Source organism: Streptomyces sp. NBC_01352, from assembly GCF_036237295.1.
GTDB lineage: Bacteria > Actinomycetota > Actinomycetes > Streptomycetales > Streptomycetaceae > Streptomyces > Streptomyces plumbiresistens.
Window position 1 is genome coordinate 9,633,260 of sequence record NZ_CP108354.1, and the last position, 13,504, is coordinate 9,646,763.

Consider the following 13,504-nt stretch of genomic DNA (forward strand, 5'->3'; position numbering starts at 1 on the left):
CGTCACACCCCTCCGCGCAGCCGGGCGCCCGGGTCGAGGGCGTCCCGCACTCCGTCGCCCAGGACGTTGAGTGCCGCCGTGGTCAGTGCGATCAGCAGGCCCGGAGCGATCGTCACGGCGGGGCGTGTGTAGAGCAGCCCCAGACCGTCCTCGATGATCGTGCCCCAGCTGGCGTCGGGGGGCTGGACGCCGACGGACAGGAAGGACAGGGCCGACTCGGTGAGCATGGCCAGCGCGGTCATGAGTGGGACGAAGACGATCGCCGTGGGCAGGACGTTCGGCAGCACCTCCCGGCGCAGGATGCGCACCGTGGGCGCGCCGGAGCCGATGGCCGCCTGGATGTACTCCTTGTTGCGCAGCACGAGGACCTGCCCGCGCAACGGCCGTGCGATGTACGGCACGTAGATCGCCGCGATGATCGCGACGGGCAGCCAGAGGCTCCCCGCCTCCACGGTGAGCGGCCCCAGGCGCAGCCCGTCGGTGAGCAGGACGACCGACAGACAGATCGCCAGCAGATACACCGGGAACGCCCAGACGACGTCCAGGATCCGGGAGATGACGGCGTCCACGACCCCGCCCGCGTAGCCGGCGACGACTCCGACGGCCGTACCCACCAGGCAGGTCAGCAGGGCCGCGGTGACGCCGATGAGCAGGCTCGTCCGGCCGCCGTACAGCAGGCGGGCCATGACGTCGCGGCCCTGGTTGTCGGCGCCGAGGAAGTAGTGGCCGGGGTCCCAGGTGGGACCGATGGGCGTCACCCCGAGGCCGAGGCCGGTGCTGCTGGGGGTGAGCACCGGCACGGTCCTGCCGTCGACGACCGTGGTGCCGGAGACATGGGACTGGAACGGGTCGGTGTGGGCGATCTGGTCCGCGTACAGCGGCGCGCACAGGCACGCCACCACGACGAGGAACAGGACGACGGCCGAGGCCACCGCCGACCTGTTGTGCGACAGGTCGGCGGCGGCCGTCCGCCAGGGGCCCGGCGAACGCCGGGCCTCGGCGGCCGACAGAGGCTCGGCGGGGCTCATTTGACCCACAGCTGCCCGACGAGCATGTAGAACTGCTTGCTGAACTGGTAGTTGCCGACCCGCTTCGACGTGAAGTCGATGATCTTCGGGTTGATCAGCGGGACGACCGGGGACTCGGCCATGATCTCCTGGTCGATGGCGCCCCACTGCTGGTCCGCGGTCTTCTGGTCGGTCTGCCCGGTCTCCAGCGCGGTCTTCATCTTCGCGTCGATGCCCTTGTCGCAGAAGCCGGCGATGTTGATGCTGGAGTCGCTGCCGGGATGGAACGAGGCGCAGGACAGCAGCACGTTGAGGAAGTCCGAGGCCGCCGGATAGTCCTGGTACCAGGACGTCAGCGCCAGTTGCACCTTGTTCTTGGTGTTCTGGATGTAGGTGAACTGGATGTTCCCCGACAGCGGCTTGAGCGTCGCCTTGTAGCCGAGCTGGGTGAGCAGGCTCTGCAGGTACTGCCCGATCGACTTGTTGACGTCGTCGTCCTGGACGACGATGCCGACCTCCTGCCCCGCCGTGCCGGACTGCTTGACCAGCTCCTTGGCCTTGGCCAGATCCGCGGCCGACCAGGTCTTGCCACCGCCCTTGGTGTAGGCACACGCGTCGGTGTGTCCGGGGAAGTCCGGCGGCAGGATCGTGCACGCCGGAGAGGCGAGGTTCGTGCCGCCGTACAGCCGCACCACGGCAGCCCGGTCGACGGCCCAGTTGATCGCCTGGCGGGCCAGCTTGTTGTTGAACGGCGCGATGTTGACGTTGAGCGTCGCGTACCAGAACGCGGTGAGCGGGTTCACGTGCGCCTGGGAAGCGTACTTGGTGCCGATCTCGTTCAGCCGGTCGGCGGGCGGCGGGTCGTACATCCAGTCCGCCTGGCCGTTCTGGATCGCGGTGACCTGGGACTCGACGGTCTGGCCGAAGGTGTAGTCGATCGCGTCGGGGTAGCCCTCGGGCTGCGCCGGACGCGACCACTCCTTGAAGTGCGGGTTGCGCACCAGCTTCAGCGCCCGGTTCGGGTCGTACGAGGCGGCCATGTACGGACCGGTCGTGGGCAGCGGCTTCGTACCGGCGTCCTTCGCCGGCGAGTCCTTCGGTACCACGCTGGCGTGCGGGACGGCCAGCTTGTACGGGAACTCCGGGTCCGGGGCGGTGAGGTTGACGGTGACCGTGTTGGCCGTGGCGTCGCCGGTCACGCCTCCCTTCAGCGTGCAGGATGCGGGCGCCTTCAGGCAGGCGTCGGCTCCGACGATGCCGTTGTAGAAGGTGCCGGCGGTGGGGCTGGAGACCTTGAAGATGCGCTGGAAGGAAGCCACCACGTCGTCGGTGGTCAGCGCATTGCCGTTGGAGAAGGAGATGCCCTTGCGGAGCGTGAAGGTGTACGTCTTGCCGCCGTTGGTCACCTTCGGCATCGCGGCCGCCAGGTCCGGAACGACGGTGAACGACTGCTGGCCCCCGACCTTCTGGAACGAGAGCAGCCCGTCGTACATCGACTGGTACAACTGCCAGTACTGGAGCGTGTAGTTGACCTGCGGGTCGAAGCTGCCCGCGGCCGCGTGGGCGACGAGCTTCAGCGTGCCGCCCTTGTGCTCGGGCTGGAAGGCGGAGGAACCGGAGCCGGAGGAGGACGTCGTCGGGTCGGAGGAGGCGCCGTCGTCGGAGGACGAACAGGCGGCGGCGGTCAGGGCGAGGGCGACGGTGGCGGCGGCGAGCGCGCTGCGTCTCTTGGTGCGGGACATCCGGGGAACTCCCGTCGGAGGGTCAGTCGGTGGAGTCGAGGAAGGCGCCCACGACCCGCAGGTAGAGCTCCTCCTCCTCGACGTGCGGCATATGGCTGGAGTGCTCGAAGAGGTGCCAGCGGACGTCGGGGATGTGGTCGGCGAAGGGGCGGACGGTCTCGGGGGTCGCCTCGTCGTAGCGCCCGGACACCAGCAGGGTCGGCACCTCGACCAGATGCAGCCGGTCGATCACGGACCAGTCCTTGAGCGTGCCGACGACATGGAACTCGTTCGGCCCGTTCATCGTGTGGTACACGGTCGGATCGGCCGCGATGGTGTCCCAAGTGGCCTGGACCTCGGGCGGGTTGGGGACCAGTCGGCACACATGACGCTCGTTGAAGACCTGCTCGGCCGCCCGGTAGTCGGGGTGGTCCGTGGTCCCCGCCGTCTCGTGGGCGAGCAAGGTGTGCTGGACCTCCGCCGGGAGCTCCTCGCGCAGTTCGTTCGCCGCCGACAGCCACAGCTCCATGGACGCGGGGGAGTTGGCGATGACCAGGCCGCGCAGCCCGGGCGGTCGGCGTACGGCGTGCTCGGCGGCGAGCATGCCGCCCCAGGACTGGCCGAGGAGGTGGTAGGCGTCGGCGATGCCCAGCGCCTTGAGGAGATTGTCGAGTTCGTCGAGGAAGAGCTGGACGGTCCAGAAGTCGGCGCCCTCGTGGGGCAGATGGGTGGACAGTCCGGTGCCGAGCTGGTCGTAGTGCACCACGGTGCGGCCCTGCTGGGCGATGCCCGCGATGCTGAGGGTGTAGTTGTGACCGGCGCCGGGGCCGCCGTGCAGGACGACCAAGGGTGTCCGGCCCGGTTCGCCCGTGATCCGGTACCAGGTGGACCAGCCGTTGAAGTCGACGGTTCCGGTGTGGTTCGGTTCGGGAATCGCCACGGGGAAGCCTCCCAGACTGGCCGGAATCAGCCGGCCGCTGTCTGAAACGAGATGGGTGTGACGGATGGGTGAGATACTGATTGGGTAAAAGGTCAGTGCACAAGACCTTTTGGCGGGGACAGGGCAAGACGTAACGACGTGTTCACGTGGCCCGCGCCCGTTTACAGAGGCGTCGCTCGATGGGGAGGACAACTGACATCCGCACCTGAGTCACCCGAACCGGGAGACGAGTTCTCCCGCGTGCTCGACCGAGTGCTCCACGGCGGAACTCCGTCGTCGTCGCTGCGCCCCGTGCGGGTGACCTCGGCGGTCGACGAGGTCTCCGACCGGCTGCTCACCGCGGTCGCCGTCGGGGACTTCCTGCCGGGCGAACGGCTGCCGGCCGAACGCGAGCTCACCGGGCTGCTGCGGGTGAGCCGGCCCACCGTGCGCGAGGCCGTCGGACGCCTCCAGGCGCTGGGCGTCATCGAGATCCGCCGGGGCCGCAATGGAGGAGCCTTCGTCCGCGACACCTGGAGCGAGTCCTCCGCGGCCGCGGTCCGCCGTACGCTTCTGCCCCGGTGGGAGGAGTTCGAGCAACTCTTCGACCTGCGCGGCCTGGTGGAGGGCATGGTGGCCGCGACGGCCGCCCGCCGCCGACGGCCCGAGGACCTCGAGCCGATGCGCGAGGCCCTGGCCGCGCACCTCTCCGCGTCCACTCCCCGCGAGGAACAGGCCGCCGACAGCGCGTTCCACCAGAGCATCTGCGCGGCCACCCACAATCCGCAGATCGCCCTGCTCAGCCGGGACCTGCTGACCCGGATCAGCCTCGGCTTCCCGATCGAGCCGTGGGGCAAGGGCGAGCGGTCCCACTTCCACCGGGCGGGCGAGGGCCACACGGCTCTGTACGAGGCGATCGCGGCGGGCGAGCCGGAGCGCGCCGAGGAGATCGCCCGGGGGCACTTCCTGATCAGTGCCGAGATGATCCGGGACGTGCTGGCCCGCGTCCGGGCCGGGGAGTCGTCGTCCTGACGGTTCCTGCGCGGCGGCCGGACGTCACTGCTCCGGCAGCCACTCACTGAGGGCGTCGATGAGGCGGTCGAGCGCGGGCTGCTCGGAGGAGCGGTCCGTGACGACCGTGCGGCCGTCGAACCCAGCTGCTGTAGACGGTGCCGTCGCTGCGGAGGATCAGCTGTTGGTGGACGCCCGCGAAGCCGCCGCTGACGGTCATCGTGACCAGCTTCTGGTCGGGGCCGGTGACGGGCACGGGCGACGGGCTCGTGGTGGCCGAGGCAGCGGTCGCCGTGCTCACCGCCGCGTCAGGCGGCTCCGCCGACGTCCCTCCGCCCTCGAAGAACGGCTGCTCCTGCACCTGAACAACCGTCATGCCGGGCTGGCATGCTGTCAGTTCCGCGATGTCTCAGGAGGCCCTCATGTCCGAGCCGTCCGTCCTCGCCGCGCTGGTGTCCGGGTTGCGTGGCGGGTCGATCGAAGTCGTGGATCTGACCTCGCCGCTGTCGTCGTCGACACCGGTGATCCAACTGCCCCCGGAGTTCGGCCAGACGGCCGTGTTCGAGCTGGAGGAGATCAGCAGGTACGACGACCGGGGTCCCGCCTGGTACTGGAACAACTTCCGCAGCGGCGAGCACACCGGTACGCACTTCGACGCCCCCAACCACTGGGTCACCGGCAGGGACCTCGCCGACGTGGCGTCCGTGCCGGCGCGCCGGCTGATCGCACCGGCCGCCGTGCTGGACTTCACCGCCGAGGCCGCCCAGGACCCGGACTTCCTCGTGGAGGTGGACCACATGAAGGCGTGGGAGGCCGAGCACGGTCCGCTGCCCGACGGCGGCTGGCTGCTGCTGCGCACCGGCTGGGACGCCCGCGCCCACTCGCAGGAGACGTTCCTGAACGCGGACGAGAACGGCCCGCACACCCCCGGCCTGTCACCGGAGTGCGCCCGCTGGGTGGCCGAGGAGTCGCCGGTGATCGGGCTCGGCGTCGAGACGGTCGGCACCGACGCCGGAGGGGCGCACTCCTTCGACCCGCTCTTTCCGTGCCACTCCTATCTCATGGGCAGCGACAAGTACGGGCTGACCCAGTTGCGGAATCTCGCCGAGCTCCCGGCGACCGGCTCCGTCGTCGTCGCGGGACCGTTGCCCATCGTCACGGGCTCCGGGGCTCCCGCGCGGGTGCTCGCGCTGGTGGAGCGGTCATGAAGGTCGCGGAGGCGGTCGGGCGGGCGCTGACCGAGGCGGGGGTCCGCCAGGTCTTCGGCGTGGTCGGATCGGGCAACTTCCATCTCACCAACGCCATGGTCGCGGCGGGTTCACGGTTCGTCGCCGCCCGCCATGAAGGCGGCGCGGCGACCATGGCCGACGCCTACACGCGCATGAGCGGCACGGTGGCCGCACTGAGCGTCCACCAGGGACCCGGCCTGACGAACGCCCTCACCGGAGTCGCCGAGGCCGCCAAGAGCCGTACGCCCCTCCTCGTCCTGGCCGCCGAGGTGACCGAGCCGAGGTCCAACTTCTACGTCGACCAGGAGGCGCTGGCCCACGCGCTCGGGGTGCTGACCGCACGGATCACGTCGGCCGGGACAGCGGTGGAGGAGGCCCGCGCCGCGCTGCGACGAGCCCTGCACGAACGACGTACCGTCCTGCTCAACCTCCCCTTGGGGGTACAGGGGCTGGACGCCCCCGAAGGCCCGCCCGCCGCACCGCTGCCGAAGCGGGCGGCGGTCGAGCCCGCGGACACCGACGTGGCGGCGCTGGCGCAGGTCCTCGAACGGTCGCGGCGGCCCGTCTTCGTGGCCGGCCGCGGATCACGCCCGCCCGGCGCCCGGGACGCCCTGGAAGCTCTCGCCGAGCGCTACGGCGCCCTGCTCGCGACCTCGGCCGTGGCACGCGGTCTGTTCCACGGCAACCCGTGGTCGCTCGACGTGTCCGGGGGCTTCGCGTCGCCCTTGACGGCCGAGCTCATCCAGGCCGCCGACACGATCGTCGGCTGGGGCTGCTCGCTGAACATGTGGACCATGCGGCACGGCCAACTGATCGGTCCCGACACGACCGTGGTCCAGGTCGACGACGACGCCTCGGCGCTCGGCGCGCACCGCGAGGTGCACCTCGGGATCACCGGCGACGTGGCGGTCACGGCGAGGCAGGTGCTGCAGAAGGCGAGCGGGAAACGACAGGGATACCGGACCGACGGCATCGCGGCCGACATCGCCGCACGCGTGCGCTGGCGGGACGTGCCCTACGACGACACGAGCACCCGCGAGTTGATCGACCCGCGCACCCTGAGCATCGCGCTCGACGACATCCTCCCCGCCCAGCGGGTGATCGGCGTGGACTCTGGCAACTTCATGGGCTACCCGAGCATGTACCTGTCGGTGCCGGACGAGCGCGGATTCTGCTTCACCCAGGCGTTCCAGTCGATCGGCCTGGGGCTCGCCACCGCGATCGGCGCGGCGCTCGCGCAGCCGGACCGGCTACCGGTGGCCGCGCTCGGGGACGGCGGCGCGATGATGGGAGCCGCGGAACTCGACACGGTACGCAGGCTGGGGCTGCCGATGGTGGTCGTCGTCTACGACGACGAGGCCTACGGAGCGGAGGTCCACCACTTCGGCCCTCACGGACACCCGCTCCAGACGGTCGAGTTCCCGCCGACGGACATCGCCGCCGTGGCACGGGGGTACGGCTTCGAGGCGGTGACCGTGCGGACGCGGGCGGACCTGAAGGCCGTGGAGGACTGGGTCGCCGGGCCACGGTCCGCGCCGCTGCTCATCGACGCGAAGGTGGCCAAGGACCGGGGTTCGTGGTGGCTGGAGGAGGCGTTCCGAGGCCACTGAGAGCGGTGTGCCACCGAGAGCGCCGGCCACCGAGAATGCCGGCCGACTGACTGGCCAACTGGGAACGCCGGGGCGCGATACGCACGGACGTACCGCGCCCCGGCGCCCGTCTCAGGCGTCCGCGCGGGGCCGTACCACGAGCCGCTTCAGCAGCGGCCAGGCCAGCAGCAGCACGATGACCACGTACACGGTCACCGCGAACGGTGTGTTCACCAACCCCTTCACGCTGCCGTCGCTGATCTGCAGCGCCCGCCTCAGCTGCTGTTCGGCGTTCGGCCCCAGGATGACGCCGATGACGGCGGGCAGGACCGGCAGGCCGTAACGCCGCATGCCGAACCCGATCAGGCCGATGACCAGCAGGATCACCAGGTCGACGACCTCGCCGCCGACCGCGTACGCGCCGACCGCCGCGAAGAACAGGATCCCCGCGTACAGGTACGGCCGCGGGATGCGCAGCAGCTTGGCCCACACCGGCGCCAGCGGCAGGTTGAGCGCGAGCAGCAGCACCATGCCGACGAACAGCGACGCGATCAGGCCCCAGACCAGTTCCGGTTCGCGCTCGAAGAGCAACGGGCCCGGCTGGATGCCGTACTGCTGGAAGGCGGCCAGCATCACCGCGGCGACCGCCGTGGTCGGCAGCCCGAGGGTCAGCATGGCCACCAGCGTGCCCGCCGCCGAGGCCGACGCCGCCGACTCCGGTCCCGCGACGCCCTCGATGGCGCCCTTGCCGAACTCGTCCTTGTGCTTCGAGAGACGTTTCTCCGTGACGTACGACAGGAAGGTGGGGATCTCCGCGCCGCCCGCCGGGATCGCGCCGAACGGGAAGCCGATGAGCGGCCCGCGCAGCCAGGACTTCCAGGTCCGCCGCACATCGGCACGGCCCAGCCACGGCCGGCCCACCGGGATGGGCTCGCCCGGCGTGCGCCGCAGATGCGCCGCCACCCACAGGGCCTCGCCGATCGCGAAGAGACCGACCGCCACGATCACCACGTCGACGCCGTCGGCGAGTTGGAGCGAACCGAAGGTCAGCCGCTGCTGCCCGGTCATCTGGTCCAGGCCCACCAGGCCGATCGTCAGCCCGATCAGCAGCGACGCCAGACCCCGGATCCGCGACGAACCCAGCACCGACGTCACCGCGATGAACGCCAGCACCATGATGGCGAAGTAGTCCGGAGCACCGATGTCCACCGCCAGATCGGCGACCGTCGGCGCCAGCGCGACCAGCAGGATCGTGCCGATCAGACCGCCCGCGAAGTGACCTATGGCGGCGGCCGCGAGCGCCTGCGCGCCGCGCCCCGCCTTGGCCATCGGGTTCCCCTCCATGGCCGCGACCACGGCGGCACTCTCGCCGGGGGTGTTGAGCAGGATGGAGGTGGTCGAACCGCCGAACATCGCGCCGTAGTAGATGCCCGCGAACATGATGAACGCGGCGACGGGGTTGAGCCCGTACGTCACCGGCAGCAGCAGCGCGACCGCCATCGCGGGTCCGATGCCGGGCAGCACGCCGATCGCCGTGCCGAGCAGCACACCGAGGGCGGCCCACAGCAGGTTGACCGGGGTGAGGGCCGTACCGAACCCGTCCATCAGGGAGTTGAGGGCGTCCATGTCACAGCACTCCCATCAGCGGGCCGCCGGGCAGCGGAACCCCGAGCAGGTTGTTGAAGACGGCGTAGGTGACGAGGGAGAGGACGGCCGCGATGAGCGGATCGCGGTCGACGCGGCGGCTGCCGAGTGCGAAGGCCGCTCCCCAGAACAACAGGGCGCCCGCGACCGGGAAGCCGAGGGGCTCGATCAGGATCGCCGTGCCGAGGAAGACCCCGGTGAGCAGCAGGACCGTACGCCAGTCGGCCGGTTCGGACAGGTCGACGTCCTCGCCGGTCTCGGCCTGGCCGCGGCCGCCGCGCAGCACGTCGACGGCGAGCAGGGCGGCGACCACCAGCAGGCCGATGCCGACCACGACCGGCACGGTCTTGGGCCCGACCGGCCCGCGCTGAGTGATGTCGACGTCCATGGTGAGCGCGTCGGTCAGCACGAGTACGCCCAGGGCCAACAGCAGGACGCACACGCCGAGTTCGGAGTGGTCGCGCAGCCAGGAGCGCCGCTCGTCCGTAGGCGCGGGGGGATTGTCGGTCTGCGTCGTCACAGTCCCAGCTCCTTCAGCACGGAAACCACGCGCTTGTCCTGGGCGTCCAGGAAGTCGCCGAACTTCTCGCCGGTCAGGAACGCGTCGTCCCAGCCGTTCTGCTGCATCGACTTCTGCCACTCGGGCGAGTCGTGCAGTTCCTCGATCAGCCGGGTGAGTTTGTCGCGCTCGGCCTCGGAGATGCCTGGGGGTGCGACGATCCCGCGCCAGTTGGTGAAGTCGACGTCGTAGCCGGACTCCTTGAGCGTGGGCGCGTCGAGTTCGTCGACCCGCTCGGGGCCGGTCACCGCGAGCACCCTGAGCTCACCCGCCTTGATCTGGTCGAGGTACTCGCCCACGCCGGACACTCCGAAGGCGACCTTGCTGCCGAGGATGGAGGCGAGCAGCTCGCCGCCGCCGTCGAAGGGGATGTAGTTGACCTGCTTCGGCGCGATCCCGGCGGCCTTCGCCATCAGCATCGGCGCGAGGTGGTCCGGCCCGCCCGGCGAGGAACCGCCGCCCACCGGGAGCTTGCCGGGATCCTCCTTCCAGGCGCCGATCAGCTCGTCGATCGTCTTGTACGGCGAGTTCTTGGCGACCACGACGACGTCCTGCTCCTCGGTGAGCCGGGCGATCGGCGTGGTGTCGTCCAGCGTCTTCGGCGCGTGGTTGGAGCGGACGGCGCCCACCACACCGAGGCCCATCGACATGGCGAGCTTGCCGTTGCCGTGCTCGCTCACCAGCCGGCTCAGCCCGACGGTGCCGCCGGCACCCGGCAGGTTGAACACCTCGATGTTGTGCGTGAGTCCGGCGTCCTCGGCGTTCTTCGCGGCCGTCCGGGCCGTGATGTCGTAGCCGCCGCCGGGCGTGTTGGGGACCATGAGGCGCAGGCCCGGAATCTGCGTGCCGGTCTCGGCACCGCTGCCGGCCGTGAGCAGCGGAGGACCTACGAGGACGAGCACGGCGGCCCCGAGCAGGGCAAGGGGGGTGCGCAGGCGCACGAGTGCCACCACCTGTCGGTACGTCGATGGGATACGGGAAGCCCTGTGGGGGAGGGTGACGTGGGCCACATGGTGCCCGCGCGTCCCCGCCATGTCCCGCTTGCGGAAGCAACGGAGGTTGTGGTCGTTGTGACCACCGGGCGAAGGCGACCACCGGGCAGAGGCGCGCACCGGTGGAAGGCGTGCACGTCTCTTTCCCCGGCCGCAGGTGGGGGCCATGATGGCGGCCGTGACCGCCACCTTCCGTCGTCAGACTCTCGCGGGCGAGATGCTGGTGCTCCAGCTCGCGATCGTCGTGGTCGTGCTGTGTGCGGTCGCCGCGGTCTCCCTCGCCCAGTCGGAAGCCACCTTCAACCGGGTCGAGGGCCGGCGGGTGGTCGCGCTGGCCGAACAACTCGCCGCCAACCCCCTGGTCCGCAGCCAGCTGGTACAGCCCGCACCGCAGCGGGCCCTGGCCCCGCTGGTGAACTCCACGCAGACGCAGTCCGGGGTCACCTCGGTGACGGTCGCCGACGCCGACGGCCGGATCGTCGGCTCCACCAACCCGACGGCGATCGGCGCCCCCCTGTCCCTCGGCGGGGGAGCGGACGAGGGGCGGGGCTGGTCCGGGTCGCTGACGGTGGACGGCGGCCGTGAACTCGTCGCCCAGGTGCCGGTCCTCGGTGCCACGCAGGAACACCTCGGAGAGCAGCTGGGCACCGTGATGATCGGCGAGGCGGATCCGACGGTGTGGCAGCGTCTCAGCGGCGCCTCCTCCTACCTCCTCGCCTACCTGGGCATCGCCAGCGCACTCGGCGTAGCCGGCTCCTGGCTGCTGGCCCGACGCGTCAAACGCCAGACCCTCGGCCTGGAACCCCGCGAGATCGCCGGGCTGGCCGAGCACCGGGAGGCGATGCTGTACGGCATCGCAGAGGGCGTGGTCGCCCTGGACCCGCACCTCCGCCTCACCCTCGTGAACGAGATGGGCCGGCGCCTGCTCGACCTGCCCGAGGACTGTGTGGGCCGCAGCCTCGCCGAACTCGGCATCGAGGGACGGCTGCGGGACGTCCTCGCCGGTGACCGGGAGGGCGCGGTTGGTGGTCGGCGTGATGGGGGTGACCCGGTCGCCACGGCCGGTGGTCGGCGTGGTGAGGGTGATCCGGTGGGCGCGGTTGGTGGTCGGCGTGGTGAGGGTGATCCGGTGGGCGCGGTTGGTGGTCGGCGTGGTGAGGGTGATCCGGTCGCCACGGCCGGTGGTCGGCGCGACGGGGGTGATCCGGTGGGCGCGGCCGATGGTCGGCGCGGCCAGGATGGCCCCGTCGGCAGGGCCGACGACCGGCGTGACCAGGTCGTCGTCCGGCACGGCCGGGTGCTGGTGATGAACCGGATGACCGTCGCCAAGGACGGCCGCCCGCTCGGCTCCGTCACCACCCTGCGCGACCGCACCGAACTGGCCCGGCTGGAACGGGAGATCGGATCCTTCCGCAGCTCCTCCGAACTGCTGCGCGCCCAGGCCCACGAGTTCGCCAACCAGCTGCACACCATCTCCGGACTGATCCAGATCGGCGAGCAGGACGAGGTCGTGCACTACATCCGCGCGCTCAACCGCCGCCGCCAGTCACTCGACGTCTCCCTCAGCCGCCGGGTCCGCGACACCGCCGTCGCCGCCCTGCTCATGGCGAAGTCCTCCCTGGCCGCCGAACGCAGGGTCAGCCTGCGGATCTCGGACCGCACCGCACTGGACCGGCTCACCCCGGAGGACGCCGCCGACGTGGCGACCGTGGTGGGCAACCTCGTCGACAACGCCGTCGACGCGGCTGCCGCCCAGGAGGGGGACGACGCCTGGGTCGAGGTGGAACTGCGCCAGGACGCCTCCAGTGTGGAGATCGTGGTCCGCGACTCCGGCCCGGGCGTAGCACCCGAACTCGCCCGGGAGGTCTTCGCGCACGGTTTCACCACCAAGGCCGCCCGGGAGGGCGAGCGCGGCATCGGTCTGGCGCTCACCCGCCTGGTCTGCGAGCGTCACGGGGGTGAGATCTCGGTGACCAACACCCCGGACGGGGCCATGTTCACCGCACGCATGACCGTCAGCCACCTCGCCGACGCGGTGGCGGAAGGAGCGCCTCGATGACTGCCTCGACCGGGACGACCGACACGATCGACGTGCTCGTCGTCGACGACGACTTCATGGTCGCCAGAGTCCACCGTGCCTTCGTCGAACGGGTCGCGCCGTTCCGGGTCGTCGGCGTGGCCCACACCGGCGAGCAGGCGGCCCTCGCCGTCGACGAACTGCGTCCGGACCTCGTCCTGCTCGACCTGTATCTGCCCGACCTCTTCGGCCTGGACGTCATCCCCCGGCTGCGCACCGCGGGCCACGACTGCGACGTCATGGTCATCAGCGCCGCCCGGGAGGCGCACGCGGTGCGCGGCGCCGCCCGGCACGGCGTCGTCGACTACCTCCTGAAGCCCTTCGACTTCGAGGACCTGCGCGTCCGCCTGGAGCGCTACGCCGTGCAGCGGGGCCGGCTGCTCGCCACCGTCGTCCGCAGCCAGGCCGACGTGGACCGGGTGCTGGCGGGTGCGGCCGCACCGGCGTCGGCCGGCGGCGCGCTGCCCAAGGGCATGAGCGTGGAGACCGCCGAGCTGATCGAACGCACGCTGCGGGAGGCGGAGGGCTCCCTGTCCGCCGCCGAGTGCGCGACCCTCTCCGGCGTCTCCCGCGTCAGCGCCCGCCGCTACCTGGAGCACTTCCACACCATCGGCAGCGCGGACGTGTCCCTCCGCTACGGGGCGACGGGGCGGCCCGAGCGCCGCTACCGCTTCCGCGGACGGTCCGAGGGACTGCGGACGGGGGAGGCGGCCCGCGCCCAGCGCCGGTGACGAGGGACCGCCGTACGCCGGGGGA

Annotated in this window: 12 protein-coding genes; 6 read left to right on the forward strand and 6 right to left on the reverse strand. The window is 71.0% G+C overall.

What is annotated here, in order from left to right; all coding sequences use genetic code 11:
• Positions 1 to 2 precede the first annotated feature (2 nt).
• The 3 genes from OG252_RS44145 to OG252_RS44155 are packed head-to-tail and all read right to left on the reverse strand — an operon-like array spanning position 3 to position 3,668.
• The gene (locus OG252_RS44145; protein WP_329343303.1) at positions 3 to 1,028 is read right to left on the reverse strand and encodes an ABC transporter permease; all 1,026 of its coding nucleotides are present in this window, start codon (positions 1,026 to 1,028) and stop codon (positions 3 to 5) included.
• A complete protein-coding gene (locus OG252_RS44150) occupies positions 1,025 to 2,749 on the reverse strand; it encodes an ABC transporter substrate-binding protein (RefSeq protein WP_329343305.1) in 1,725 nt (574 codons plus the stop codon). Before OG252_RS44150 ends, OG252_RS44145 begins: the two co-directional genes overlap by 4 nt.
• Positions 2,750 to 2,771: 22 nt before the next feature.
• A complete protein-coding gene (locus OG252_RS44155) occupies positions 2,772 to 3,668 on the reverse strand; it encodes a proline iminopeptidase-family hydrolase (protein ID WP_266444803.1) in 897 nt (298 codons plus the stop codon).
• Between the two features lie 240 nt (positions 3,669 to 3,908).
• Between OG252_RS44155 and OG252_RS44160 the strand changes: the two genes are divergently transcribed.
• The 4 genes from OG252_RS44160 to OG252_RS44175 all read left to right on the forward strand — a co-directional run bounded on the left by OG252_RS44160 (position 3,909) and on the right by OG252_RS44175 (position 7,497).
• Positions 3,909 to 4,679: a FadR/GntR family transcriptional regulator gene (locus OG252_RS44160; protein ID WP_329343309.1), complete on the forward strand. Its 771-nt coding sequence runs from the start codon at positions 3,909 to 3,911 to the stop codon at positions 4,677 to 4,679.
• Between the two features lie 200 nt (positions 4,680 to 4,879).
• Positions 4,880 to 5,023 (forward strand): hypothetical protein, encoded by a 144-nt coding sequence (locus OG252_RS44165; RefSeq protein WP_329343311.1) that lies wholly within the window; start codon positions 4,880 to 4,882, stop codon positions 5,021 to 5,023.
• A 57-nt stretch (positions 5,024 to 5,080) separates the two neighbouring features.
• Positions 5,081 to 5,866 carry a cyclase family protein gene (locus OG252_RS44170; protein ID WP_329343313.1) on the forward strand — a complete coding sequence of 262 codons (786 nt, stop codon included), beginning with the start codon at positions 5,081 to 5,083 and terminating at the stop codon, positions 5,864 to 5,866.
• A complete protein-coding gene (locus OG252_RS44175) occupies positions 5,863 to 7,497 on the forward strand; it encodes a thiamine pyrophosphate-binding protein (RefSeq protein WP_329343315.1) in 1,635 nt (544 codons plus the stop codon). Before OG252_RS44170 ends, OG252_RS44175 begins: the two co-directional genes overlap by 4 nt.
• A gap of 111 nt (positions 7,498 to 7,608) precedes the next feature.
• Here OG252_RS44175 and OG252_RS44180 read toward each other — a convergent pair whose 3' ends face one another.
• Genes OG252_RS44180 through OG252_RS44190 form a run of 3 tightly spaced genes read right to left on the reverse strand, consistent with a single transcriptional unit; the run spans position 7,609 to position 10,620 of the window.
• Entirely contained in the window at positions 7,609 to 9,102 is a 1,494-nt protein-coding gene (locus OG252_RS44180; RefSeq protein WP_329343317.1) for a tripartite tricarboxylate transporter permease, read from the reverse strand.
• Position 9,103: 1 nt separating this feature from the next.
• A complete protein-coding gene (locus OG252_RS44185) occupies positions 9,104 to 9,640 on the reverse strand; it encodes a tripartite tricarboxylate transporter TctB family protein (RefSeq protein ID WP_266444812.1) in 537 nt (178 codons plus the stop codon).
• The gene (locus tag OG252_RS44190) at positions 9,637 to 10,620 is read right to left on the reverse strand and encodes a Bug family tripartite tricarboxylate transporter substrate binding protein (protein ID WP_266448855.1); all 984 of its coding nucleotides are present in this window, start codon (positions 10,618 to 10,620) and stop codon (positions 9,637 to 9,639) included. The genes OG252_RS44185 and OG252_RS44190 overlap by 4 nt, the downstream gene beginning before the upstream one ends.
• A gap of 229 nt (positions 10,621 to 10,849) precedes the next feature.
• Here OG252_RS44190 and OG252_RS44195 point away from each other — a divergent pair, with 229 nt between their 5' ends.
• Both OG252_RS44195 and OG252_RS44200 read left to right on the forward strand, forming a co-directional pair.
• Complete coding sequence (locus tag OG252_RS44195) at positions 10,850 to 12,730, forward strand: sensor histidine kinase (protein ID WP_329343319.1); 1,881 nt, start codon at positions 10,850 to 10,852, stop codon at positions 12,728 to 12,730.
• Complete coding sequence (locus OG252_RS44200) at positions 12,727 to 13,479, forward strand: response regulator (protein ID WP_329343321.1); 753 nt, start codon at positions 12,727 to 12,729, stop codon at positions 13,477 to 13,479. The genes OG252_RS44195 and OG252_RS44200 overlap by 4 nt, the downstream gene beginning before the upstream one ends.
• The last annotated feature ends 25 nt before the right edge of the window (positions 13,480 to 13,504 follow it).